Source organism: Blastococcus sp. SYSU D00669, from assembly GCF_054050715.1.
On record NZ_JBJGZV010000002.1, the window covers coordinates 192,987 to 217,971 of the forward strand.

The window sequence follows — 24,985 nt, forward strand, 5'->3', positions numbered from 1 at the left end:
GTCAGGCCTTGATCGGGTCCATCAGGACGACGGCGCCCTCCTGCTCGCGCGGCGACGGCTGGAACGGGCTGACCGTGACACGGACGAGCACCTGGCGGCCCCGGCGGTTGACCGCCGCGAGCTCGATCGCCTCGTGCGGCGCCCCGTCACCGCCGATCTGCCGGCGCAGCAGCGCCTGCAGGCCGTCGAGGGGCAGGCCGATGTCGAGGCCGAGCAGGTGCTGCCCGATGGCCTCGTCCTCCCGCACCCCCCACAGGTCCTCCGCGGCGGTGTTCCACGCGAGGACCCGCAGGTCGGGGTCGACGACGGCGACCCCCACCCGGAAGCTGCCCAGCACCCCGCTGAGGAACCGGTTGAGCGCGTCGACCTCCTCGGTGGTGCTGCGCAGTTCCTCGTTCGCCGTGTGGAGCTCGTCGTTCATCGACTGCAGCTCCTCGTTCATCGTCTCCAGCTCCTCGTTGGTGGACTGGAGCTCCTCGTTGGTGGTCTCCAGCTCCTCCACCGTGGACTGCAGCTCCTCGTTGGTGGTCTCCAGCTCCTCGTTGGTCGACTGGAGCTCCTCGTAGGCGGTCTCCAGCTGCCGGTTCGAGTACTCCAGCTCCTCGCGCAGGCGCGTGTACTGGGTGACGTCCTCGAAGATCACCGTCGTGCCCAGCAGCGACTTGTCCTCCCGGAGGAGCGGCACGACCTGGACGTCGAACACGTCCGCCTCCTGGCCGGGACGGCGGCGTTCGACCCCGCGCAGCCAGACGGGGCCGCGGCCGGCCACCGCCTCGGCGATGGCCCCCCGCAGCTCGACCGGCCGGTAGGACACCTCCAGGTCCTGGATCGGCCGTCCGACGTCCCGGGCGTCGACGCCCAGCAGCCGCTCGGCCTGCCGGTTGACCATGGCCAGCCGCCCGTCGGCGTCCAGGGCGAACTGCGCCGCCGGGGAGGCGAGCATCGCCTCGCGCCGCAGCCGGGACAGCTCCCCCTCCCCGCTCGAGGGAGCCCCCCGCGGGAGCGGCGGCGCCGGACGGCGGTCGGCCGCCGGGACGCCGTTGCGCTTGCGGAAGAACCGGCGGGTCAGGTCGACCGGGGCGAACAGCTGCGCGTGCGACAGCAGCATCTCGGCCTTGCCGAGGAAGAGCAGCCCCTCGGGGTTGAGCGCGAAGTGCAGCCGCCCGAGGATCCGCCGCTGGGTCTCGGCGTTGAAGTACATCAGGGTGTTGCGGCACAGCAGCAGGTCGACGTGCGAGATGGGGGCGTCCTGCACCAGGTCGTTGCGGCCGAAGATCACCGACCGCCGCAGGTCCTTGCGGAAAGCGAACCGGGCCCCCTCCGGCTGGAAGTACTCCTCGATCTCGGCCTGGGTCAGACCGGTCAGCTCCCGCTCGCCGAAGACCCCCTGGCGGGCCTGCGCCAGAGCCTCCTCGTCGACGTCGGTGGCGTAGATCTTGACCCGCTGCCGGAACTGCTCGGCGCCGAGCGCCTGGGCCAGCAGGATGGCCAGGCTGTAGGCCTCCTGCCCCGACGCGCAGCCGGCGCTCCACACCCGGATCGTCGGCCCGACCGCGGCGAGGACACCGGGCAGCAGCTGGTCGCGCAGGTGGTCCCACGACGGGCGGTCGCGGAAGAAGCTGGTGACGTTGATCAGCACGGTGTTGAACAGCGGCGTGAACTCCTCGGGGTGCACCTCCAGGAAGTCCTGGTACTCGGTGACCGAGTCGATGCCCACCTCGTCCATGCGCCGGCGCACGCGGCGCATCAGGCTGGGCCGCTTGTACCCGGTGAAGTCGAAGCCGCGTCGCTCGTGCAGGAAGACCAGCAGAGCCTCGAACGCGGTCTCCTGTCCCTCGAAGGCAACGTCCGGCCCGCCCCCGTCGCCGGCGTCGGCGTCGTCGGGCTGGGCGACGAGCTCCTCGGCCGAGCCCGATCCCGGCTCGTCGGGGATGCCGTCCCCCGCGGTCGCGTCGGTCCGCTCGGTCACCGGGTCATGCTCCTTCCGCCTTCCGGGGCAGCTCCTCCCCGTTCAGCTCCCCCTGCACCAGCATCCGCCGCAGCAGCGCGGCCGCCTGCTGGGCCTCGTCGTGGCGCTCGCGGAAGACCCGGGCGCTGAGCCGGTGCCCCCGCTCGTCGGCCTGCTGGCCCATGCGCAGGGCCAGGGCAGCGCGCTCCTCCAGCCCGCGCAGCGCCATCCACAGCGCCGACTCCAGCGCCTGCGACTGCTCGGCGGCCAGCGCCTCGGGCGACCAGGCGTGCCCGACGCGGCAGCGGAACCGCTCCAGCCCGCCCTCCGTGATCGACCACAGCGCGCCGTGGCACGTCGGGCAGCCGAAGCCGGACGGCGTCCCGGGGCGGTCGTCGGCGTTGAGCGCGTCCATGTCGAGGTTCGCCATCGCCGTCTCCGTCTCCATCAGCTCGCTCGGCGGTGGTTCGTCCACGTCGTCGACCTCCGCGGCGAGCAGGTCGCCCAGCAAGGGACCCAGCGCGGCGGCCGGCAGGACGTGGTCGGCGCCGCCGACCTCCGCGGCGTGCCGCGGCATGCTCGGGAACAGCGCGTCGCCCGGGTCCTGGGCCAGGCCGAGCCCGCCCCGCGACCGGACGGCGATCATGCCGGCGGTCCCGTCGTCCAGCACGCCCGAGAGGACGACGGCCACGACCCGGCGCCCGGCGGCACGCGCGGCCGACCGGAAGAGGACGTCGACCGCGGGACGGTGACCGTTCTCCCGCGGGCCGCGGGTCAGGGCGACGTGCCCGTCGACGACCATCAGGTGCCGGTCGGGCACCGCGACGAGCACGGTGCCGGCCGCCAGCTCGTCGCCGTGGACCGCCGGGCGCACCGGCAGCCGGCACGAGCGGTCGAGGATCGCCGGCAGCTCGCTGCGCGCGGTCGACGGCATGTGCAGGACGACCAGGACGGCCGCGGGCAGATCGGGGGGCAGACCGCGCAGGAAGTCCCCCAGCGCCTCCACCCCACCGGCCGAGGCACCGACCACCACGAGGTCACGCCGCGCCATGAACCGTCTCCTTCTCGCCGCCGGGACCGGCTGTGGCCGGCGGACCGGCGACGCGTGCAGGAGCGATCATGCTCCCACGCGACGGTCGGTGCACGGGGTCCCGCCCTCGGCCGGGCGGTTCACTGACCCGGTCGGCGCAGCTCCTCGGCGAGCCGCGCCGGGGAGACCCGCGGCCCCTGGTCCGCCAGGTCGTCCAGCTCCTCGTTCAGGGCCTGGGCGAGCACGTTGAACTCGCCCGGCGGCAGCATCAGCAGGCCGTGCAGCTGGGCCTCGACCGACACCTCGTCGGCATCGCCGCCCAGCGCCAGGTAGCGGAACCAGACCTCGCGGGGGGTCAGGCCGGTGCGGCGGTAGGCGGACGCCACCGCCGGCTCGCCCTCCGCCCCGCCCGGCATCGCAGTTCCCGGCCCCTCTCCGACCACCCACTCCCCAGGCTAGACCGCCGAGCAGCGGTGCGGGCCCCGTCAGGCCGGCGCAGAGCCGGATCCAGGTCCGCCGCTCAGCGTGCGTCTCGAAGGGGAGCGATGCAGCAACCGTCACAGGGATGGGCAGCGGGCACGCCACCGACCGACTGGAGAGCGACGACGTCATCGGGGTCGGGGTGACCGAAGCCGTGCGCGCACCGGCGGTAGAAGAAGCCGCGGTAGGCGCTCCAGCTCTTCGGCCAGTCCCGCATGTGGTGATCGCTGGGGTGGTGCACGGAGCATCCGCGTCCGTCGCAGAGCGCGGGGTCATGGGCAGCAACACTCATGCCGTCGTCCTCAGCACGGCGGGACGCCGCGCTGATGTTCACCTCCCCCGTGAGCAGGCAAGCCCTGAGGTGTTCATCCGGGAGGCAGGATGGCACAGGCCGAGGGAGGGCGGCAGCGTCCGGCCCCACCTCTGAGCCGATCGGGGTCGGAAGCGACATGCCGAGCACTGTCGGCGCGGTACCTGCGGTTTCCCGGTCCACGACCTGTCCGGCGCCTGTGCACCTCGAGAACGGCGCGCCGGTGGGCGTCAGGGCAGCGCGCCGACCTCCCGCAGCACCGCGAGGACCTCCGGCAGTTCGTCGAACGCCTCTCGGACGTCGGCGGGGGTGGCGACGGAGTAGGCGTTCACCCGCAGGTAGTCCGCGAGCGCGGCGTCGAACGCCTCGTGCCCGGCTCGGTCACGGGCCTCCACGAGAGCCGCGCCGCCGAGGGTGTAGACGGTGTCGAAGTACGTGCTGCTGGGTCGGCCGAACTCGGCCCAGTAGGGCATCGAGCCACCCACCGGCGGCATGTCGTCGTCGAAGACGTGCTCGTAGGGCTCGGACTGCTCGCCGTCGGCCACCACCTGCGCGAACGTCGCGAACGACTCGTCGATCCACGGGTCCTCGCCCTGGTCGTTGCCGACCCGCCCGTAGAACCACATGTGGGCCAGCTCGTGGGTCACCAGGCCCCGGCGCTCGTCGGGTTCCACGTCACCGAACTGGATCGCCCCGGGGAACTCGATCCCGCTCGACTGGCTGGACAGGACCGTGACCCAGAGGTCGTCGTACGGGAAGGGACCCAGCAGGTCGACGAGGTCCGCGGTGGACTCGTCGATCTGGTCCAGCCAGTCCGACGCGACCGACTCCTCCACCGACCGATCCGTGGCCACGTGCACCCGGATGCCCTCGATCTCGCGGTCGACCACGTCGAAGTCCCCGACCGACACCGCGACGTCCCGCACGGCCGGCGCCGTGAAGCGGTGGACGGTCGTCCCGTCCGGCCCGTCCTCGGTGCCGGCTGCACGACCGGTGCCGAGCACGTCGTGGGCCGACGGCGCCACGACCTCCAGCGAGGCGAGCCTGAAGTCCTCGCTGACCGCCATCTCCCCGTCGACCGCGACCGCGGGACCGCGTTCCCAGCCTCGGCCACGTTCCCACGCGAGCAGGGGGAAGGCAGTGGCGAACCACGCCGCCTCGGCGGTGGTGGAGGTACCCACGCGCTCGTCGACGTCCTCGCCCAGTTCGACGTCGAACTCGAGCTCCACCGTGACCTCGTCGCCCGCAGCGGCACAGTCCTCGAGCGGGACCTCCAGGAGGGTGCCGGCGGGCGCCGTCTCCGGTGCACCGGCGACGACGTCGACGGGGTCCCGCAGCCGGCCGTCCACGCGCACCTCGGACACCACCAGGGAGCTACCCGCCCGCGCGGTGGCCGGCTTGTTCGGCCAGGCGCGCAGCACCACTTCGCACGTCGGGAGGTCGGGCGTGAACGTGATGCGCTCCCAGCCCGCCACCGAGGCCAGGTCCTCGGCCACCTCGAAGCGCAGCTCGACCACCGGACGGTCGGGCCAGGGCTCCGGCGGTGCGGCCTCCGGCGGTGCGGCCTCCGGTGCACCACACCCGCCCACGAGGACCACGAGGCAGGACCCAGCCGCCAGGTACCAGTGTCGGGGTCGACGCATCCCTGTCCTCGTCGCGTGGTCCGGCCGGCCGGCCCCTCCCATCCTCACGCGCCGGCGCCATCCTCGCCGGACCGACCGGCAGACGCCCATCCAGACCGTCATCGGCAGAGTGCGCGGGGGGCGTGAACCTCTGAGATACGTGTTACCCGAGCGTGACCTTTTGGATGCACTGAGTATGTGCCAGCATCGGTACGTCACTTTGCAATCACGGTCCGTGGCCATCGGCGCGGGCATCCGGAGGAACTTCTTCCCGTGCGCACTTCCCTCTCCCCCGTCCGCCGTTGCGCCCGCGTCGTCGCGGCCGTCGCCCTGATCTCGTTGACCGCGGCCTGCGGCCCCGAGGACCTCGGCCTCGACGCAGCGGGCGCAGGACCATCGGCGTCCGCGGACGCCGGCGCACCCGGCGACGCCGGCGTGCCGTCCCCGGCCGGCGCCGGCACGCCGCACGACGACGGCCTTCCCGCGGTGCCAGCTCCCGAGGCCGGGGAGCCGGTCGAGGAACCCGCCACCGCTTCGCCCGAACCGGCCACCGAGGTGCCGCCCCCGCCGGCTGCGGAATCACCGGAGGAGTCGGTTCCGGAGGCCCCCGAGGAGGTGCAGCCGGAGTCCGCGCCCCCCGCGAGCCCCTCGGGCACGCGGCCCGCGGCCGCAGCCGGCACCCCCAGCGGCACCGGCACCCCCAGCGGCGGATCGGGCGGGGCGTTCACCGACCGGCCGCGGAGCACGTTCACCGCCGCCAACGGCCAGTCCGGCCGCTACCTGCTCTACGCCGGCGGCATCGACCCGTCCCGCCCGGTGGGCCTCGTCGTCTACGCCGACGGAACCGGCGAGTACGGAGTGGACAACCCGACCTCGCCCTACGCGCTGGGCGGTCCGTCCGGGCTGGTCGCCGCCGCCAAGGCCCGCAACGCGATCACACTGGCCGTGGAGAGCCCCGACCAGGCCTGCGAGTGCTGGCACACCGGCGACACCAGCGCCTACGCCGACTTCCTCGCCGACCTGATCGAGACCCAGCTCGAGAACTACCCGGTCGACGAGCTGTGGCTGACCGGCTTCTCCTCCGGCGCCCAGGAGGTCACCCGCTTCCTCGTCCCCCGGCACCCGGAGCTGCTGCGCGTCGGTGGCGGCTGGGTGGTGTTCGGTGGGGGCGGCCCGCCGGCCGACGGTGGCGCCGGCGTGACCGCCGCCCGGATGGCCGGCGTGCGCGGCCACTGGTACACCGGCACGGCGGACACGGCCGTTCCTCTGACCGCGGCCTGGGGCGCGCAGGCCGGCGAGCGGTGGTACGCCGGCCGCGGCGTGGTCACATCGCACGAGTGGCCGGTCGGCGTCGGGCACGCTCTCGACGGCCGGCTCGGCAGCACGGTCGGGCGCCTGCTCGACGCCTCCTGATCGCGCCGGTGGGCGCCCCGTCCTCGGGCGGCGCCCACCGGTGGCGGTCCGCCCGTCCGACCGCCGGATCAGTCGCCCCGGACCGGCGCCCGGCCGAGACCCATCACCCGGTCGACGAGGTCCTGGGTGAGGTCGGCGTGCAGGTCGGCCGGCACCGGCAGCCCGCTGTCGCCGTACCAGTCGGGCGAGGCCTCGGGGTGCGGCCCCACGACACCCACCGCCCCGGCACCGAACGGTGCGACGACCGCGGCCGGCAGACCGTTGTCGTAGGTCGCCAGCACCTCGGCCGGCCCGCGCTCGGCGTCCAGGTCGAACCAGGGACCGTCCTGGAAGAACATCTCCCGGCGCCGCCCGTTCCAGGTCAGCGTCACCAGGCTGTCGCCCGCGTGGTCCGGTCGGGCCCCCGGGGAGGAGATGAAGCGGTCGGCGTCGCCGGGGAGGAGGCCGAAGCCCGGCGTCTCCCCCGCGAGGTAGCCACCCAGGCAGAAACCGAGGTACCCGCCGCCGGACCGGACGAAGTCGCGCACCGCCCCGGTGGAGCGCCGGACCCGGCGGTGAGCCGCGCGCAGGCCGCCACCACCGGGCTGCGCGTAGAGCCGGGCGTCGGCCAGCACGGCCGGGGTGACCTGCACCTGCTCCCCGGGACCGACGAAGCGGACCCGGAGGTCCCACCGGCTGCGGCGGAGAGCTGCGGCGACCGCCTCCGGGCAGCCCGGCGTGGACGCCGGACCGCGGTAGACCAGGGCCAGCGGCGGGCCGCCGTCCCGCTCCGGGGAATCAGGCCCGGTTGGGGCCACCGCTGGTCTCCTCCGCGCGGCCTCCGGCGAGGATCCTGCGCCTGACGCCGTTCGTGGCCGCCGCGACGAGGTCCTCCAGGGGCCCGCGTGCGTGGTACCGGCTCCAGGCGAGCGCGAAGCCGACCACCACCAGCACCTGCACCAGCATGGAGGCGACGTCGTCCTCCGGCAGGAACGGCGAGCTGAGCATCAGCAGGTGCAGGCAGTACAGCGTCAACGTCATGCTGCCCGCGGCCGCGATCGGCCGCAGCCAGGCCGTCGTCGTCCGGCCGACGAGGATGCACACCCCCAGCACGCCCAGGCCCACGCCGATCGTGAAGGCGAGGTCCAGCGGGGTGCTCGAGTGCGGGGAGACCGTGGCCAGCCACCACGCGGTGTCCGACGGGGTGACGCCGGAAGGCCCCCACAGCAGCAGGTCGGTGTACTGCTCCGCGGACAGCGACTGCCGGGCCACCGCCTCGAGCTCCGTGCGACCGCCGAGCACGTCGAGCAGCAGCCACGAGACCACCCGCGAGGACACCGCGAGCCCCAGGCCGACGAGGGTCATGAGCACGACGACCCGGCGGGACGACAGCAGCGCTCGGCCGACGGCCAGGCCGACGCACAGGTAGGCCACCCAGATCAGAGCCGGGTACGTGCCCGTCAGCGCCAGTTCCGTCAGCAGCCCACCGGGACGGGCCGTCACGTCGCCGAAGGTCGGGTTGGCGGCCGTGGCCGTCTCCGTGCCCACCCGCAGCAGATGGCTGAGCACCGGCATGCCGACCACGATCGCCGCCGCGGTCAGGAGGAGCGCCCTGGTGGACAAGGACAGGAGCGGGATGGCGAGGACGAACAGCAGCGCGTAGTAGGGCAGGATCACGCCGGCCAGGCCGCGGGGCACCAGGTATCCGAGCAGCAGGCCCACCGCGCCGATGATCAGGGCACGCGTGACGAGCGAGCCCGCCGAGGCCACCCACGCCCGCCCCCGCGGGCGACGACGCCGGCCGCTGGAGAAGGCGACCCCGACACCGGCCAGCAACGCGAACAGCGCTGCCGACTTGCCTGCCGCCAGGTTCCACGAGAGGGACGGCGTCCCGTCGGCGCCCACCGGGTCCAGCACGTGCACGGCCATCATGCCGATCAAGGCGACGCCGCGAGCGGCGTCGATCCCGATGAGGCGGGTGCTCGACCGCTGCGACCCGGCCGTGCTCGACGGGGTCCCCGAGACGTCCCCCGACGGCGCAGGCTCGCAGGCGTGCGCCAACGGGGACGCCCCGGCGGACGGCACCTCCCGGGTCGCCGGCCCCGCGCCTACCGGCTGGCCGGACCGGTCGAGGACCCCCTCGGCGGGGCTCTGCGGGTTCGCCGTCATCGTCGTTCCGCCGTCGTCACCGAGGTGGACCGCCCGCGCCCGACGGGCGCCGCCGGAGGCGTCGGCGGGCGGCTGACCTTCTGGGCCGGGATGCCGCACCAGGTGGTCCCGGCCGGCAGCACCTCGCCCTTCATCGCGAGGGACATCGCGACCAGCGAGGCGTCCTCCTCCACCACGGAGCCGTACAGGACGACCGCCTTCGCGCCGACGCTCGCCCGGTCGCGGAGCGTGACGCGGTCCATCTTCATGACGCGGTCCTCGAAGAGGTGCGTCTGCAGTGACGCATTGGTGCCGACCGAGACGTCGTCCCCGATGTCGACGAGGTCGAACTCGGTGACGTACGTGGTGTCGATCAGCGTCCGCTGCCCGACCCTGGTGCCGAACAGGCGCAGTGTGGCCCCGAGGATCGGGGTGCCGGTGAGGAAGGCGAGCAGGGCCGGCACCGCCGCGGCCTCGTAGATGCCGGTGACGAACTCCGTGCGGCGGACGAAGCCGCTCCACAACGGGCGCACGCGCGGCTTGTACCGCCCGATGACGAGCCACTTCACCGCGGCCACGAAGAGGACGACGGCGACACTGGAGGCGAGCGCGACCAGCGGGGCGAGCAGGACCGTCGGGAGCAGGCCCCAGCTGACCGCCACCGTCGAGAGCCCGTACAACGTGGCGAAGGTCGCGACGCCGAGGATCGAGCTCGGCAGGACGATCCGGAAGAACTCGATCACGTACCGCGCCTGCACCCTCCGGCGGGACGGTGCGAACGTCTCGGCCTCGGTGAACTCCTCGAACAGCTCACGACGCGGGAGGAAGAACGCCGGCGATCCGAGCCACCCGGTGCCCGCGGGCACACCCTCGGCGGGCGGCACGCTGCGGACGCCGATCAGCGACCCGTCCCCCAGGTGCGACCCCGACGGGATGAACGCCGCGTTCCCGACGAAGGCGCGCGACCCGATCTCCGTCCGCTGGAAGGCGACGTGCCCGTTGGCGTACGACGCGCTGCCGACGGTGGCCATGTCGGCCACGAAACTGCCGTCGCCCACCGTGAGCAGGTCGGGATCGATGTTGGCGATGGTCGACACCTCGGCGCCGGCGCCGACCTTCGTGCCCAGCGCCCGCAGCCACATCGGCGTGTAGAGGGTGGAGTACATCGTGTTGTTCATCAGCAGGCTGAGCTCGAGCAGCTTGTCGCCGAGCCACTTCTCCAGGCCCAGCTGCGACCGCAGGTGGTGCACCCCCTCCTGCGTCGCCGGCAGGATCAGGCGACGGGTTCCGAGGACGAGGGCGCACGAGGTGGCCACGAACAGCGGGCCGGACAGCGCCGTGGCGAGCAGCGCGGCGGCCACCCCGTAGGTGAGCAGGGTCCACCACACCAGCGCCACCGTCGGCAGCATGATCAGGAACGGCATCAGCTCGAGCAGGAGCACTCCCCCGCCGAACCCGGCCAGGAGCGCGCGCGACCAGGTGCGGGGTGCGGACGGGCAGCTGACCATGAGCTCCATCGCCGGGTCGGCCGCCTCGGGCGACGGGCGGGCCGGAGAGCCGGCCCACGTCTCGCCGTCCGGGATCTCCCGGTGCGACTGCAGCAGCGACGCATCCCGCAGGATCGCCCCTTCGCCGACCACCGAGTCGCACTCGAGCACGCACTCGGACCCGACGACCGCTCCAGGTCCGACCGTGACGGGGCCGATGGTCAGGACGCCCTCGGTGACGCGGTGGGCGTGCAACTGGGTGCCGTAGCCGACCGTCGCGCCGCGGTGCACCCGCAGGAACGAGGGCAGCGAGATGTCCGCCGTCCCGATGTGGCAGTCGTCGTCGACCTCGGCGCCGGCCAGCCGTAGATACGTCGCCGCCCAGGGGGAACCGCTGAGAACGGTGAGCGGGGAGATCATCATCAGCTTCTGCAGCATCCAGACCCGCAGGTGCACGTGACCCCACAGGGGGTGGTCACCGACCTGCAGGCCGCGCGCCAGCAGCCGGGAGCCGACGATCGGCAGGACCCAGCGTGCGAGCAGGTAGAACGACGGCAGGGCGATCGCGAGTTGGACGACGAGAGCCACCGACGGCTGGCCGTCGTGGATCCCGTACAGCACGGCGATCGGCAGGAGGAACAGCAGGAGGACGCCGTACAGGCCGGCCACCTGCGCCGACCCGAACGCGGTCACGCGACCTCCCGTCGGTGGAGCCGACCGGGGCGCCCGGGGTTCCAGGTCCAGGGTGTCGGGTCGGGCACTCGCGCCGTCCTCGAGGAAGGCGGCGAGGTCGCGCACCGTGGGGTGCCGGTAGAAGTCGGAGATCGACAGGCCCGCGCCCAGGTCGCTCTCCCGCATGGCCGAGACGACGTTCGCCGCGACCAGGGAGTGGCCGCCCAGCGCGTCGAAGAAGTTCGCCGACGCCGACACCGACCCGGAGGGCAGCCGGAGGGCCGCCTCCCACAGCCCTGCGATCCACGCCTCTGCGGGGGTCGCAGGTGCCTCGTGGTCCTGCTCGGTGCGGATGAGGCGCGAGCGGGTCGGCTCGGGGAGCCGGCCGCGGTCGGCCTTGCCGCTGGGCAGCATGGGGATGGCGGAGACCACGTCCATGTACGCGGGCACCATGTACGGCGGCAGTTGCTGGGACAGCATGTCGTGCAGCTCGGAGATCACCGCGTCGGCCCGCCCGCCGGGCTCGTCCTCGCCCGGCGTCGCGGCGCGGCCGTGGTCGTCCCGGAGGATGACGTACCCGGCGAGCTCCCCGCCGCTGCCCGGAGAGGACAGCAGCGTGACCACGGCGGCCGTCACCTGCGGGTGCTCGAGCAGCAGGCTCTCGACCTCCTGGAGGTCGACCCGGTGCCCTCGCACCTTCACCTCGCTGTCCGCACGGCCCAGGTACTCGAGCTCGCCGTCGGGGAGGAACCGCCCCAGATCGCCGGTGCGGTAGATCCGCTCCCCGGGGATGCCCCGCGGGTCGGCGATGAAGCGCTCGGCCGTGACGTCGGGCCGCTTCACGTAACCGCGGGCGACGCCGGGGCCGCCGACGCAGATCTCGCCGACCTCACCGGCGCGAACAGGCTGCAGGTCGTCGTCGAGCAGCACGATCCGGTACGTGGGCAGCGGGCGGCCGATGGTGACCGCCTTGCCCGGCTGCAGCTCGGCCATCGTGCAGGTGACCGTGGTCTCGGTCGGTCCGTAGGTGTTCAGGATCCGGCGGCCGGGGCCCCACCGGTCGACGAGCTCCCGCGGGCACGCCTCGCCGCCGACGTTCACCGTGCGGATCAGCGGGAGGGTGCGGTCGAGCGTGGCCAGCACCGTGGGGACGCAGTAGATCATCGTGATCCGCTGCTCTTCCAGGAAATCCGCGAGCCCGGACCCCACCCGTCGGCCGTCCGTCGGGCCGGCGACGAGCGTCGCCCCGACCGCCCACGTCGGCCAGATCTCCTCGATGGAGAAGTCGAAGGCGATCGTCATGCCCTGGTAGACCCGGTCGGAGGGCTCCACCCCGTACAACGGCGGAACGATCCCGATGAAGTTGCAGATGCTGGACTGGGTGATCTCCACACCCTTGGGGCGACCGCTGGACCCCGACGTGTAGATGACGTAGCAGACCGGGTCCCCGGCGGTCTCGATGCCCGGGCGGGTGCTCGGCTGCAGGGCCAGCTCCGGTCCGACCTCGTCGAGCGCGAGCGTCGGACAGGGGAGGCCGGCGCACGAGGCGGCGAACGCCGTGGTGGTCACCACGAGCTCGACGTCGGAGTCCTCGGCGACGTACTGCAGCCGGTCGGCGGGTGCCGCAGGATCGATCGGCACGAACGTCGCCTCGGTCTTGGTGATCGCCAGCAGCGCGACGTAGGTGTCCACCGAGCGGTTCAGCAGGATCCCCACGCGGATGCCGCTGCCCACGCCACGGGCCACCAGGAGGTTTGCCAGGCGGTTCGCGCGCGCATCGAGGTCGGCGTAGGAGATGTGCTCGCCCTCGCACTCGAGGGCGGTGGCCGAAGGGCGGTCGTCGCACGTGCGCTCGAAGTACCGGCTCAGGCGGGTGCAGGCGGTGGCGGAGCCGGAGAGCTCCTCGACGAGGTTCTCGTGCAGGCGGTAGCGGGACGCGGTGCGCGTGCGGCCCTGGTGGGACGTGGTGCTCGCCGGTGTGCCGGAGGCGGTGGTCGGGGGGCGAAACACCCACGAGGCGTCGTCGGAGAGAGGGGGGAACGAACCGAACTGGTCCCGCGGCGCTGTCATCCAGCCGGGTTCCGGTGTTGCGACTTCATGTTGTGCACGCTAGGTGCGTATGTCGGGCAGCGCTCCCCGCCGAGGTGTTCCGTCGTGCGGGCAGGAGCCGGGCCGGCCCTGGCCGCGTGATCGTTGATGACTGGCCGTCAACGAGTGCCTCACCCCTGTCAGGACTGGCCCTGCGACGCGCGGTGGGTTGCGCAGGGTCACGACTCGCTCACGAGATCCCGATTTTTTTGGATTTTTTCGTTTCGGGGGACGGCGCGGGAGCGACGTCTCCCGCGCCGCGGCGGGACGGCAGGGGCACGTCCACGGGGGCCGCGGGGACGGCCGGCGAGCCATCGAGGAGGCAGGGTGTTGCGAGGTCGTGGAACTGTCACGGACGGGCCCCTGGTCCTCGCCGCCCGGACCCGTGAGGTGTTGCGGACGCTCGACCACCGGCTCCTGACCGCCGTCGAGCTGCGCCGCTGCGCCGCACTCCGCCACCCCGACGATCGAGACGCCCGGGCCGCCGCCCACCTGCTGGTCCGGTGGAACGCAGCGCGGCTCACCGGCCTGCCGATCGAGACCTTCGAGGTCACGCAACGCTGCCCCGACTGCGGATCGGCCGACCACGGCCGCCCCTCGCTGTCCGGTCTGCCCGCTGTCCACGTCAGCCTGGCGCACACCCGGGGCGCGGTGGTCACGGGAGCGGGCCGGCAGCCGGTCGGGGTCGACATCGAGGCGGTGCGACCCCATGCCGGCCTGGGAACAGCTGGGCTGCCCCTCGCGCTGACCGAGGCCGAGGTCGTCCGCGTGCGATCCGCGCCCGACCCCGTGAGGGAGTTCCTCCGCCACTGGGTGCTCAAGGAGTGCCTGGTGAAGGTCGGCGTCGCCACGCTGGACTCGGCCTGCGACATCGAGATCGACCCGCGGACCATGCGGGTGGGACCGGACGGGCGAACCCTCACCCGGCACGGGCAGCTCCACCTGGTGGACTGGTTCGACGGGACGCTGGACGCGGTGGTCGCTGCCGCCGGCGCCGCCCTCCCCGTGGTCGGCTCCTTCGCCGACGGCCGGACCTCGGCGGACGACGCCTCCCCCGGGTAGGGACGTCCGGAACGCGTCCCGGCCGCCGTGGCGGTTCTCCCGGCCTGCGTACAGTCGGGCACCCGGTGTCCCGCCGGCTCGGACTCGGTGAGGTGCGTGTGCGCGGACCGCTCGTGGTGCTCGGAGCACTGGCGCTGGTCCTGCTGACCCCCGGGTCCGCGTCGGGCGAACCCGCTCTCGTCCTGACCGAGCAGATCACCGACGAGGTCCAGGTGCTCGGTAGCGACGAGCCGGCGGTCCAGGCCGCGCTGACCGACCTGGCGGCGGCCAGCGCCATCGATCTCCATGCCGTTTTCGTGTCCTCCTTCGACACCGAGGGCGACACCGACTGGGTCGAGGAGACGGCCCGGCTCTCCGGCCTCCGGGACTCGGACATGCTCGTCGCCGTGGCGGTGGGGGACGAGGCCTACGAGTACGGGTGGTGGGTCGCCGAGTCCTTCCCGCTGTCCGAGGTCGAGGTCGAGGACCTGATGGCCGGCGAGGTCGTGCCCGAGCTCGAGGCCGCCGACTGGGACGCCGCGGTGATCACCCTGGCCGAGCGGTTGCGGTCACTGGCCGCTTCCACGGAACCGGCCGCTTCCACGGAACCGGCCGGTTCTGCAGAGGAGGAGTCGCAGGCGCCGTCGTGGTCCGCCGGGACCACGGTGGCCGTCATCGGCGGCCTGGCGGCGGTCCTCCTCGTCGCCCACCTGCTGTCCCGGAGGCGGGGCAGGGTTCCCCCGTCGGAGTAGCGGCCGATCGCGGGCCGACCGAACCCGACGCGTCGTCGGTGGACCCACGCACCGCGACGGTGACGTCGAGGGCCCGTGTCACCGGCGGCGCCCGGGAGTCCTCCCCGCCCAGGCGGCGACGGCCGTGGGGACGCGGCGCCAGAGCGGTGCGGGCCGGCGCCTCTCCAGGCGGATGATCCGGGCCTCGAGCTCCTGCAGACGGTCGGGCTCGGCGACCGGCTCCGGCCGCGTCACCAGGCGGGCGATGCCGTCGGTGAGGCTGCTCGCCAGGCCGGCCGCGTCGGCGGCGGTCAGGCGGACGGTGCCGACGCAGACGTCGGCGCGCCAGATGCTCACGTTGAGCAGCCCGACGTCGGGGTGCGTGGAGACGCGGACCGCGCGGCCGTCGCCGCGCGCGTCCCAGGTCCAGCGTCCGTGCGTGGGGAGCGCGATGACCGTCATTGCCGAAGGTTCCTGCACCCCGACCGGCCCGTCAACCGGTTGCGGAACCGTGCGGAACCGGCCGCGTCCCCCGTCAGGCGACGGTGAACGGCTCGCCCGGGGCGAGCGCCGCGGGCAGGCCGACCGTCGTGAACAGCCGCTGGTCGAGGTCGAGGAAGCTGTTGATCCGGACGACCTTGCCGTCGGCGATGTCGAGCACGTGCAGCGCCCACGGCTCGTGGCCGCCGTCGTCGCGCAGCCGGTACTGGGCCACGGCCGGCTGGCCGTTGGCCCACACCGCGAACACCCGCGAGCCCTCGCACTTGGCACCCGGCCCGCGCATCCAGGTGGCGATGTCGTCGGCGCCCCGCAGCCACATCTCGAACGGCGGCATGTGCTGGGCGACGTCGTCGTGCAGCAGGCGCACGAAGGCGTCGATGTCGTACCGCTCGAAGGCGTCGACGTACTTGTCGAGCAGCTCGCGGTGCTCCGCGTCGAGCGGCTGGGGGTCGGGCCGGCCGCCGACCTGGGCGAGCGTGGCGCGGGCCCGCTGCAGGGCGCTGTTGACCGAGGCGACCGTGGTGTCGAGCAGCTGGGCGACCTCCTCGGCCTTCCACCGCAGCACCTCGCGCAGCAGCAGCACCGCCCGCTGCCGCGGCGGCAGGTGCTGCAGGGCGGTGATGAACGCCAGCCGGATCGACTCCCGCTCGACCGCGCGCTCGGCGGGGTCGGCGTCGTCGGCGAGCACCATGCGGTCGAGCACCGGCTCGACCCACGCCGTCCCCGGGCGGCGGGCGGCCAGCGAGGACTCGACCGGCTGCCACGGGTCACCGGAGAGGTCCATCGGCAGCGCGCGGCGCTGCCGGCCGGAGAGCTGGTCGAGGCAGACGTTGGTGGCGATCCGGTACAGCCAGGAGCGCAGCGCCGAGCGGCCCTCGAAGTCGCCCAGCCCGCGCCAGGCCCGGACCATCGTCTCCTGCACCGCGTCCTCGGCGTCGAACGACGACCCGAGCATGCGGTAGCAGTAGCCGGTCAGCTCCCGCCGGTGCTCCAGCAGTCGGGGGTCGAGCTGCTCCATCGGGCCGATCGCCACGCTGGTCACCGCGGACCACTCCTCTCGTCGAAGGGCGCCCAGCACACCACAGCGCACCGACAGTCCGGGAGCCCCCGGACTACTGGTAGCTGACGAGATCGGGAACCGGGCTGACCGAGGCGACCGTCTGCTCGGGGGTGAGCATCGGCAGGTCCTCGTCGTAGAAGTTCTTCCAGCCCCAGAACAGCGGCCCCGGCGGCAGGTCCTGGTGGAGGGCGTTCCAGGTGGCCTGCTTGTCGCCCTGCGCCCCCTGCCCGTCGGCGTGGATGGTCACCGCGACCTCGTCGCGGGAGAGGTCCAGCCGCTGGCGGTCGGTGATCATCCGGAGCTGGAACTGGTGGACGACGAGCAGCTTCTGCGGCAGCTGCCGCTCGCGGGTGAGGTCGGCCAGCCAGGCGATGACGGCGTTCACCTCGTCCACCCCCACCGAGCCGATCGTCTGCAGGTGCACGCCGTTCGGTCCCAGCCGCCACTCGGGGTCGAGGGCCAGCCCGACGTGCGGCAGCTCGAGCAGCGGCTGGTACGCCTGCGCCTGGGTGAGGAAGTCGGTGCGGCCCGGCTGCAGGTCGAGGAAGACGTAGATCCCGGCCTCCCCCGCCGCCTCGACCCACGGCCGGATGGTCTCCAGGTCGAGCTCGGTCGAGTAGTTGCCGTCCGGGCCCGGCACGGACGACGCGACGGTCACGATGATCTCGAACGCCGGGACGACGGGCCGGTCGACCAGGTCCTCGTAGGGGGCGGCGTGCTCGCGGGCCCGCTCCACGCTGGCGTCGACGTCCTGCTCGCCGAGGACCCCGAGCGCACCGGTGCCCGGGCTGCCGTAGAGCGCCACGAGCATCCGGCCGGGGAACAGCGTCTGCCCCCCGCCGGGCAGCTGCACGCCGCTGCGCGCCGTCGCGAGCTTCCAGTCCAGCCCGTCCTCCGCGGCGAAGCCCGCCCCGAGGGCCAGCACGCTGCCGTCGTGCTCGGACAGCGCGTCGACGACGTCGGCCGACGCGCGCGGGTCGGCGCTGCCGCCGGTCACCACGACCTGCGCGCCCGCCGCCCGGGCGGTGGCCGCGCCGGCCACGTCCTCGGGGCCGCCGACGGCCAGGACGACGACGTCCCCCAGCGGATCGGCGCGCGCCACCTCGGGCAGCTCCTCCGGGGCGTCGTCGGTCCCCGCGGTACCCGCGCCCCCGGGGAGCAGCGCGGCCGGCTGCTCGGGGTCCATCGCGGCGACCGCGGCGACCGCGTCGTCGGGGGCCACCTCCTCGGTCCCGCCGAGCGGGACGCCGGCGGCGGCCACGGCCTCCGGATCGGCGGGGACGGCGATCGTCTCGCGGGTGACCTGGGCGCCGTCCTCCTCCGTGGCGCTGCCCAGCGCGGAGCCCTCGGCCTCCCCGACGGCGAGCACGGTGTCCACCCCGAGCCGGTCGACCTCGGCGGCCAGGCCGTCGTCCACCGCCCCCCCGGCGCGCTCCAGCAGCAGCGGCACGCCGAGGCCCACGGCGGCCGAGGCGCCCAGCAGCGTGCCGGCGTCGTCCCCCTCCCGGGCGATCACGACGACGTCGGCGGACCCGTACAGCGCGCGGCTGGTGCTGACCGCCGCGGCCACCGGGTCCTCGTCGGCCACCACGGTGAGCTCCTCGGCCGGCGCCGTCGTGGCCGCCCGGGCCTCGCCGGACCCGCCGCCGTCCCCCTCGTCGTCGGCGAACGAGGTGCAGCCGGTCAGCAGGACCGTCGCCGCGAGCACGGCCGCGCCGCGATGGAGTCGCACGCTCCCCTCCGTTTCCCCCCGTCTCCCCGACAGTAGTGAGGCCGCTGGACACCGGCCCGGCGGCCCGGGGACGATCGGCGGCCGAGATGACCAGCTATCCGCAGTCGGGCCAGCCCGAACCCCGATCGGCCAGCCAGCGGGGTGGGGCCGCGCCCCGGCCGGCCCCAGGCTCGATGCCATGACCGCCGACACCGCCGTGCTCCCCTCGCCGCCGGCCGCGACGCTGCAGCCGCGCAGCCGCCTGGGCCGGCTGGGCGCCGACTCCGCGTACAACCTGCTGCGCTTCCCGCTCGGGATCGCCGCCTTCGTCGCCGTCGTGACCGGTCTGTCGGTGGGCGTCGGGCTGCTCGTCATCTGGGTCGGCGTCGCCGTCCTCGCCGTCGCCCTGCTGGTCGCGCGCGGCTTCGCGGGGGTCGAGCGGGCGATGATCACCCCGGTGCTCGGGTACGACGTGCCGCGCCCGCGGTACCTGCGCCCCGAGGGCAGCCGGGTGCGCCGGCTGACCACGCCGCTGCGCGACCCGCAGACGTGGCTCGACGCGCTGCACGGCGTGATCGCCTTCCCGTTCGCGATCCTCGGCTTCGTCGTCACCGTGACCTTCTGGTCGGTGGCGCTCGGCGGGATCACCTACGGCGCCTGGGACTGGGCGCTGCCCGACCCGAGCACGTCGGCGGACAACGAGGACCTGCTCGAGCTGCTCGGCTTCGAGAGCTCGGCCGGTTCCCGGATCGCCTTCTACACCGCGATCGGCGTCGTCTTCGCGCTGATCCTGCCCTTCGTCGTCCGGGCGACCGCGCTGCTGCAGGCGCAGCTCTCCCGCGCGCTGCTCACCTCCCGCGCCGCCACCCAGGCCGAGATCGGCCGGCTGGCCGGGGGCCGCGACGCCGCGGTGGCCGCCGAGGCGGAGCAGCTGCGGCGGCTGGAGCGGGACATCCACGACGGGCCGCAGCAGCGGCTGGTGCGGCTGCAGATGGACCTCGCCCGCGCGCAGCGGCAGATGGACCGCGACCCCGAGGCCGCCCGCACCGCGCTCGGCGACGCCGCCGGGCTGGCCCGCGAGACGCTGGAGGAGCTGCGCGCCCTCTCCCGCGGCATCGCCCCGCCGGTGCTCGCCGACCGCGGTCTGGCCGCCGCGCTGGCCGCGGTCGCCGCCCGGTCCCCCGTGCCGATCGAGCTCTCCGTCGACCTGCCGGAGGGCCGGCTGTCCCCGATCGCCGAGAACACCGCGTACTTCGTGGTCAGCGAGGCGCTGGCCAACGTGGCCAAGCACAGCGGCGCCGCCAAGGTGCGGGTGACGGTGGCCCGCTTCGGCGGTCTGCTGCGGGTCGAGGTCGAGGACGACGGCAGCGGCGGCGCGGTGCTCGCGCCCGGGCACGGCCTGGCCGGTCTGGCCGACCGGCTGCGGGCGGTGGACGGCACCCTGGCCGTGGACAGCCCGCGCGGCGGGCCGACCCGGCTGGTCGCGGAGGTCCCGTGCGGGTAGTGCTGGCCGAGGACTCGGTGCTCCTCCGCGAAGGACTCGTGCGGCTGCTCGCCGAGGCCGACGCGGAGGTCGTCGCCGCGGTGGCCGACGGCGCCTCGCTGGTCGAGGCCGTGGCCGAGCACCGGCCCGACGTCGCCGTCGTCGACGTCCGGATGCCGCCCACGCACACCGACGAGGGGCTGCGGGCCGCCGTCGAGGCGCGGCAGACCGTGCCCGGCACCGCCGTCCTGGTGCTGTCGCAGTACGTCGAGGTCGCCTACGCCGACGAGCTGCTCGCCGACGGCGCCGGCGGGGTGGGCTACCTGCTCAAGGACCGGGTGGCCGACGTCGACACGTTCCTCGCCGCGCTGCAGGACGTCGTCGGCGGCGGGACCGTGCTCGACCCCCAGGTGGTCGCCCAGCTGTTCGCCCGCCGGCGGGCCGACGACCCGGTGCGCCGGCTGACGCCGCGGGAGCGGGAGGTGCTGGGCCTGATCGCGGAGGGGCACTCCAACACCGCGATCGCCCGCATCCTGGTCGTGACGCCGGGGGCGGTGGAGAAGCACACCCAGCACATCTTCGCCAAGCTCGGGCTGGCGCCCGACGAGGACCAGCACCGCCGCGTCATGGCCACCCTGGCCTACCTGCGCAGCTGAGGCCCGGCGATGATCAGGCGACCTGGTCGCTGCCCACGCGGAACTCGTTGGCGCGGTGTCGCACCCGCCCGGTAGACACGTCGGCGTGCCCGACTTCACCGCCCAGCTGCGCCCCGCGACCCTCGACGACTACCCGGCCTTCTGGCGGGCGATGTTCGACGTGTTCGCCGAGGAGCCGTCCGGGCCGTGGCTGGAGACGCCGTCCCCCATCGCCGAGCTCGACCGGTCGCTGGGCCTGTGGGACGGCGACCGCGTGGTGGCGACGTCGGGCATCTACAGCCTGGAGATGACCGTGCCGGGTGCCGTCGTCCCCACCGCCGGCATCACCTGGGTGACCGTCTCCCCCACCCACCGCCGGCAGGGCGTGCTCACCTCGATCATGCGGCGGCAGCTCACCGACCTGCACGAGCAGCAGCGCGAGCCGGTCGCCGCGCTGTGGGCCGCGGAGTACCCGATCTACGGCCGCTACGGGTACGCGCCGGCGAGCACCCGCGGGTCGCTGGGCGGCCGCACCGAGAGGCTGTCCCTGCGGGGCGACGTCGACCTGGGCAAGGGCCGCGTCGAGCGGGTGACCGTCGAGGAGTACCGCGCCGCGGCGATGCCCCTGTTCGACGCGCTGCGCCGCCGGGTCCCCGGCAACATGGCCCGCGACGACCGCTGGTGGGACCGCACGCTGCGCGACGCCCCCGAGAACCGCGAGGGCCAGACCGCGCTGCGGCACCTGCTGCACACCGAGCCCGACGGCACGGTCACCGGGTACGCGGCCTTCCGGATCAAGAACCACTGGACCGACACCGGGGAGCCCGACAGCACCCTCACCGTCGCCGAGGTCCGGGCGCTGAGCACGCCGGCGTACGCGGCGCTGTGGCAGTTCCTGCTCTCGGTCGACCTGGTCCGCCACGTGAGCTACCCCATGGGCTCGCCCGACGACCCGATCCGGCACCTGGTCGCCGACGGCCGGGCGCTGCACACGCAGGGCATCGACGGGCTGTGGGTCCGCCTGGTCGACGTCGACCGCGCGCTGGCCGCCCGCCGCTACCCGGCGCCGGTCAACCTCGTGCTCGAGGTGCGCGACCGGTTCTGCCCGTGGAACGACGGCCGGTTCCACCTGCGCGGCACCCCGGCCGGCGCCTTCTGCGCCCCCACCGACGCCGACCCCGACCTGGTCGTCGACGTCGAGGCGCTGGCCGCGGCCTACCTCGGCGGCACGTCGCTGGCGGCGATGCAGGCGGCCGGCCGGGTCACCGAGGTCAGCCCCGGCGCGGTCACGCAGGCCTCGACGGCGTTCGGCTGGCCGATCGCCCCCTGGTGCCCGGAAGAGTTCTAGGCCGGGACGGCGCCGTCCCACTCGGCGAGCGGGGCGCAGTGCCAGCGCCACGAGTGCACCCGCTCGCGGCCCGGCAGCGCCGTGCGCCCGGTCGCCCAGCGCAGCGCGGCGGCCGGGTCGCCGTCGTCCGGCACCCACGGGAACAGCCGGGCCAGGACGGCGTCGGCGAGGTCGGCCGGCGGCGACCAGGGCAGGCCGCGGGCCTCGGCCACGTCGCAGGCGTGCACCAGCAGCTCGGCGCAGCCCATGCCGGCGAAGCCGGAGGCGTCGGCGATCCCCCAGTCGTGCCAGCCGCGCTCGTCGGGCCCGGCGCCGTCGACGGTGCGGGCGAGCACGGTGGCGGCCGCGTCGAGCTGGCGCAGCCGTTCCTCCAGGCCGGCGCCGGCCCGCGTCTCGAGCTCGATGGCGTCGGTGCGCACCGGCCCGGCGGCGAAGTCCTGCGAGTACCAGACCAGCACGGTCACCAGGTGCCCGGCGACGCCGGCGACGTCGTCGGCCATGACCGGCACCGGGGCCGCCGGGTCGGCGCCGGCGAAGACCTGCCGCGCGGCCGCCGCCGCCCGCCGGAGGTGCTCCCCCGTCACGCCTCGGACGTGTGGGTGGGCACCCCGCCGGCGGGGCGGTGCCGGTCGAGCTCGTAGTCGCGCACCAGGCCGATCCGGCGCTGGTGCCGCGGGTCGCCGCTGAAGGGGGTGTCGAGGAACAGCTTCACCAGCTCGGCCGCCTCGTCGAGGGAGTGCTGCCGGGCGCCGACGGCGACGACGTTGGCGTCGTTGTGCTGCCGCGCCAGGGTGGCGGTGTCGCGGTTCCACGCCAGCGCGGCGCGGATGCCCGGCACCTTGTTGGCGGCGATCTGCTCGCCGTTGCCCGACCCCCCGAGGACGACGCCGAGCGTGCCCGGCTCGGCCACCACCCGCTCCCCCACGTCGAAGCAGAACGGCGGGTAGTCGTCCTCGGCGTCGTAGACGTGGGCGCCGCAGTCGACCGGCTCGTGACCGGCCTCGGCGAGCACCTTGACCAGGTGCTCCTTCAGCTCGTAGGCGGCGTGGTCGCTGCCGAGGAAGACGCGCATGCCCCGCAGTCTGTCAGGCTCCGCACGTGGCGGTGCTGGGAGTGGACGGCTGGCGTGGGAAGTGGGTCGGCGCCCGGCTCGACGGCCGCCGCGTGACCCTCACCGTGCTCGAGGACGCGGCCGCCGTCCTGGCCGTGCCCGACGTCGAGGTGGTCGGCATCGACATGCCGATCGGCCTGTCCGGCGACGGGGCACGCGCCTGCGACGTCGCCGCGCGCAGGCTGCTCGGGCGCGCCGGCAGCTCGGTCTTCCCCGCACCGCTGCGACCGGTGCTCGGCTGCACGTCCTACCCGGAGGCCTGCGTGGTGTCGCGCGACGCCTCGGGCAAGGCGTTGTCGATCCAGGCCTGGCACCTCGTGCCGGCGATCCGCTCCCTGGACGACGCACTGGGGGACGAGCCCGACCGGCGGGTGCACGAGGTCCACCCCGAGCTGGCCTTCCGCGACGGCCTCGGCGGCGTCGTCGCGCCGAAGGCCACCGCGCGCGGGCTGGCGCAGCGCATCCGTGCGCTGCAGCCGGTCGTGGACGTGCTCGACGCCCTGGCCGAGGCACCGGACGGGGTGCCGGCCATCGACTGCCTCGACGCCTGCGCGGCGGCGTGGTCGGCGCGGCGCATCGCCGAGGGCACGGCGTCGTCCGTGGGCGGGGACGACCTCGACGTGCGCGGCCGCCCCATGCGCATCTCCTGGTAGGAGCTTCGTCCCGAGAAAGGCTCCTAGGCGCCGGTGACCCGCCGGACGGCGGGGAGCGGGAGCACCCGCAGCAGCGCCGAGACCGGCCGCCACGGGAGCTCCGGCACGTACGCCTTGGCCGGTTCGCGCTCGATCGCGGCGACCAGCGCGTCCACGCCCTTGTCCAGGCCCACGGTGAACGGCCCGCGACGGCCGGTGTTGATGTCGGTCTCGATGTAGCCGGGCAGGATCGTCGAGACCAGGATCCGGCTGCCCAGGACGTCGGAGCGGATCCCCTCGGCCAGCGCGTTGAGCGCCGCCTTGCTGGCCCCGTACGCGTTGCGGGAACCCTTCATGCCGCGGATCGACGCCACCGAGGAGATGACGACGAGGTGGCCGGCGCCCTGTGCGCGGAAGAGCTCCATCGCCGCCTCGCAGGTGGCGTGGGTGCCCAGCACGTTGGTGACGAGGACGGCGCGGTTGCGCGCCGCCTTCCCCGTGCCGATCGAGGCGCCCGCGCCGATGCCGGCGTTGGCGATCACGCGGTCGACGCCGCCGAGCCGGTCGGCCAGCTCGGGGACGACGGCGGCCACGGCGTCGGCGTCGTCCACGTCGAGCGCGGCCACCTCCACCCGGATGCCCGGGTGCGCGGCCAGCAGCTCCTTCTTCAGCAGCTCGAGCCGGTCGGTGCGGCGGGCGGCGAGGGCGAGGTCCCGGCCCATCCCGGCGAAGCGGCGGGCCATGCCCTCGCCGAGGCCGGAGCTGGCGCCGGTGATCAGGATGCGCTGGCGGAGGGGGTGCGGCACGACCTCAGCATGCCGCACCCCTCCCCCGTCAGCGCTCGGCGATCTCCAGGACGTCGGCGGGTACCGACTCCATGTCGGGGCCCTCGGTGCGGGTGCGCTTGAGCTCCCAGAACGAGGGCAGGTTGGCCAGCAGCACCGCGCCGTCGAAGGCCTTGCCGGCGTCCTCACCGGTGGGCACCTTGCTGATCACGGGGCCGAAGAAGGCGACGCCGTCGATGTGCATGACCGGGGTGCCGACGTCCTCGCCGACCGGGTCCATGCCCTCGTGGTGGCTCTTCTCCAGGGCCTCGTCGTACTCGGTGGAGCCGGCGGCGTCGGCGAGCTCGACCGGCAGGCCCACGCGCTCCAGCGCCGGGACGACGATGTCCTCCAGCTCCAGCTTCTCGTGGTGCCGCAGGGTGCCCATGGCGGTGTAGAGGTCGCCGAGCACCTCGTCGCCGAACTTCTGCGCGGCGGCGATGAGCACCCGGACGGGGCCGATCGCCTGCTCCATCATCGCCTGGTACTCCTCGGGCAGGTCGCGGCCGCGGTTGAGCACCGACAGCGACATGACGTGCCAGTGGATGTCCAGGTCGCGCACCTTGGCCGCCTCGAGCACCCACCGGCTGGTCAGCCAGGCCCACGGGCACAGGGGGTCGAACCAGAAGTCCACGCGGGCGGAGGTGGGGGCGCTCTGCACTGCCTCGGTCATCGTTCGGGTGCTCCTCGAGAGGTCGGAGTGGTCCTGCCGGCCCCAAGGCCCGGCGAAC

General features: G+C 74.2%; 21 protein-coding genes. 7 read left to right on the forward strand and 14 right to left on the reverse strand.

What is annotated here, in order from left to right; genetic code table 11:
* Nucleotide 1 precedes the first annotated feature (1 nt).
* The 4 genes from ACI8AF_RS03200 to ACI8AF_RS03215 all read right to left on the reverse strand — a co-directional run bounded on the left by ACI8AF_RS03200 (nt 2) and on the right by ACI8AF_RS03215 (nt 5,411).
* A complete protein-coding gene (locus tag ACI8AF_RS03200) occupies nt 2–1,969 on the reverse strand; it encodes a CheR family methyltransferase (RefSeq protein WP_456538212.1) in 1,968 nt (655 codons plus the stop codon).
* A 4-nt stretch (nt 1,970–1,973) separates the two neighbouring features.
* Nucleotides 1,974–2,999, reverse strand: a complete 1,026-nt coding sequence (locus ACI8AF_RS03205) for a chemotaxis protein CheB (protein ID WP_456538213.1) — start codon at nt 2,997–2,999, stop codon at nt 1,974–1,976.
* A 119-nt stretch (nt 3,000–3,118) separates the two neighbouring features.
* Complete coding sequence (locus tag ACI8AF_RS03210; RefSeq protein WP_456538214.1) at nt 3,119–3,394, reverse strand: hypothetical protein; 276 nt, start codon at nt 3,392–3,394, stop codon at nt 3,119–3,121.
* A gap of 604 nt (nt 3,395–3,998) precedes the next feature.
* Nucleotides 3,999–5,411 carry a M1 family aminopeptidase gene (locus tag ACI8AF_RS03215; protein WP_456538215.1) on the reverse strand — a complete coding sequence of 471 codons (1,413 nt, stop codon included), beginning with the start codon at nt 5,409–5,411 and terminating at the stop codon, nt 3,999–4,001.
* Between the two features lie 252 nt (nt 5,412–5,663).
* On the opposite strand from ACI8AF_RS03215, the gene ACI8AF_RS03220 reads away from it, so the two are divergent.
* A complete protein-coding gene (locus ACI8AF_RS03220) occupies nt 5,664–6,803 on the forward strand; it encodes a hypothetical protein (protein ID WP_456538216.1) in 1,140 nt (379 codons plus the stop codon).
* Between the two features lie 68 nt (nt 6,804–6,871).
* Here the strand turns inward: ACI8AF_RS03220 and ACI8AF_RS03225 are convergent, their stop codons facing one another.
* From ACI8AF_RS03225 to ACI8AF_RS03235, 3 genes are read right to left on the reverse strand one after another with little or no spacing between them, the layout of a single operon-like run.
* Nucleotides 6,872–7,600: a BPL-N domain-containing protein gene (locus ACI8AF_RS03225; protein ID WP_456538217.1), complete on the reverse strand. Its 729-nt coding sequence runs from the start codon at nt 7,598–7,600 to the stop codon at nt 6,872–6,874.
* Nucleotides 7,581–8,951, reverse strand: a complete 1,371-nt coding sequence (locus ACI8AF_RS03230; protein ID WP_456538218.1) for a heparan-alpha-glucosaminide N-acetyltransferase domain-containing protein — start codon at nt 8,949–8,951, stop codon at nt 7,581–7,583. The genes ACI8AF_RS03225 and ACI8AF_RS03230 overlap by 20 nt, the downstream gene beginning before the upstream one ends.
* Nucleotides 8,948–13,099 (reverse strand): Pls/PosA family non-ribosomal peptide synthetase, encoded by a 4,152-nt coding sequence (locus ACI8AF_RS03235; RefSeq protein WP_456538219.1) that lies wholly within the window; start codon nt 13,097–13,099, stop codon nt 8,948–8,950. The genes ACI8AF_RS03230 and ACI8AF_RS03235 overlap by 4 nt, the downstream gene beginning before the upstream one ends.
* 468 nt (nt 13,100–13,567) lie before the next feature.
* On the opposite strand from ACI8AF_RS03235, the gene ACI8AF_RS03240 reads away from it, so the two are divergent.
* Both ACI8AF_RS03240 and ACI8AF_RS03245 read left to right on the forward strand, forming a co-directional pair.
* A complete protein-coding gene (locus ACI8AF_RS03240; protein ID WP_456538220.1) occupies nt 13,568–14,239 on the forward strand; it encodes a 4'-phosphopantetheinyl transferase family protein in 672 nt (223 codons plus the stop codon).
* Between the two features lie 98 nt (nt 14,240–14,337).
* Complete coding sequence (locus ACI8AF_RS03245; protein WP_456538221.1) at nt 14,338–14,970, forward strand: TPM domain-containing protein; 633 nt, start codon at nt 14,338–14,340, stop codon at nt 14,968–14,970.
* Between the two features lie 78 nt (nt 14,971–15,048).
* On the opposite strand, the gene ACI8AF_RS03250 is transcribed toward ACI8AF_RS03245, so the two are convergent.
* From ACI8AF_RS03250 to ACI8AF_RS03260, 3 genes are all read right to left on the reverse strand, one after another.
* Nucleotides 15,049–15,411 (reverse strand): hypothetical protein, encoded by a 363-nt coding sequence (locus ACI8AF_RS03250; RefSeq protein ID WP_456538222.1) that lies wholly within the window; start codon nt 15,409–15,411, stop codon nt 15,049–15,051.
* Between the two features lie 73 nt (nt 15,412–15,484).
* Nucleotides 15,485–16,492, reverse strand: a complete 1,008-nt coding sequence (locus ACI8AF_RS03255; RefSeq protein ID WP_456538223.1) for a sigma-70 family RNA polymerase sigma factor — start codon at nt 16,490–16,492, stop codon at nt 15,485–15,487.
* A gap of 70 nt (nt 16,493–16,562) precedes the next feature.
* Nucleotides 16,563–18,242 carry a hypothetical protein gene (locus ACI8AF_RS03260; protein ID WP_456538224.1) on the reverse strand — a complete coding sequence of 560 codons (1,680 nt, stop codon included), beginning with the start codon at nt 18,240–18,242 and terminating at the stop codon, nt 16,563–16,565.
* A 178-nt stretch (nt 18,243–18,420) separates the two neighbouring features.
* On the opposite strand from ACI8AF_RS03260, the gene ACI8AF_RS03265 reads away from it, so the two are divergent.
* The 3 genes from ACI8AF_RS03265 (at nt 18,421) to ACI8AF_RS03275 (ending at nt 21,687) form a co-directional block, all read left to right on the forward strand.
* Nucleotides 18,421–19,725, forward strand: coding sequence for a sensor histidine kinase (locus tag ACI8AF_RS03265; RefSeq protein WP_456538225.1), 1,305 nt, complete (start codon nt 18,421–18,423; stop codon nt 19,723–19,725).
* Nucleotides 19,716–20,360 (forward strand): response regulator, encoded by a 645-nt coding sequence (locus ACI8AF_RS03270; protein WP_456538226.1) that lies wholly within the window; start codon nt 19,716–19,718, stop codon nt 20,358–20,360. Before ACI8AF_RS03265 ends, ACI8AF_RS03270 begins: the two co-directional genes overlap by 10 nt.
* An 85-nt stretch (nt 20,361–20,445) precedes the next feature.
* A complete protein-coding gene (locus ACI8AF_RS03275; protein WP_456538227.1) occupies nt 20,446–21,687 on the forward strand; it encodes a GNAT family N-acetyltransferase in 1,242 nt (413 codons plus the stop codon).
* Here the strand turns inward: ACI8AF_RS03275 and ACI8AF_RS03280 are convergent.
* A complete protein-coding gene (locus ACI8AF_RS03280) occupies nt 21,684–22,271 on the reverse strand; it encodes a maleylpyruvate isomerase N-terminal domain-containing protein (RefSeq protein ID WP_456538228.1) in 588 nt (195 codons plus the stop codon). The genes ACI8AF_RS03275 and ACI8AF_RS03280 overlap by 4 nt on opposite strands.
* Entirely contained in the window at nt 22,268–22,759 is a 492-nt protein-coding gene (locus ACI8AF_RS03285; protein WP_456538229.1) for a ribose-5-phosphate isomerase, read from the reverse strand. The genes ACI8AF_RS03280 and ACI8AF_RS03285 overlap by 4 nt, the downstream gene beginning before the upstream one ends.
* Nucleotides 22,760–22,785: 26 nt before the next feature.
* Here ACI8AF_RS03285 and ACI8AF_RS03290 point away from each other — a divergent pair, with 26 nt between their 5' ends.
* Nucleotides 22,786–23,451 carry a DUF429 domain-containing protein gene (locus ACI8AF_RS03290; protein ID WP_456538230.1) on the forward strand — a complete coding sequence of 222 codons (666 nt, stop codon included), beginning with the start codon at nt 22,786–22,788 and terminating at the stop codon, nt 23,449–23,451.
* A 23-nt stretch (nt 23,452–23,474) separates the two neighbouring features.
* Here ACI8AF_RS03290 and ACI8AF_RS03295 read toward each other — a convergent pair whose 3' ends face one another.
* The gene (locus ACI8AF_RS03295; RefSeq protein WP_456538231.1) at nt 23,475–24,236 is read right to left on the reverse strand and encodes an SDR family oxidoreductase; all 762 of its coding nucleotides are present in this window, start codon (nt 24,234–24,236) and stop codon (nt 23,475–23,477) included.
* Between the two features lie 28 nt (nt 24,237–24,264).
* The gene (locus tag ACI8AF_RS03300) at nt 24,265–24,927 is read right to left on the reverse strand and encodes a mycothiol-dependent nitroreductase Rv2466c family protein (RefSeq protein ID WP_456538232.1); all 663 of its coding nucleotides are present in this window, start codon (nt 24,925–24,927) and stop codon (nt 24,265–24,267) included.
* Between the last annotated feature and the right edge of the window lie 58 nt (nt 24,928–24,985).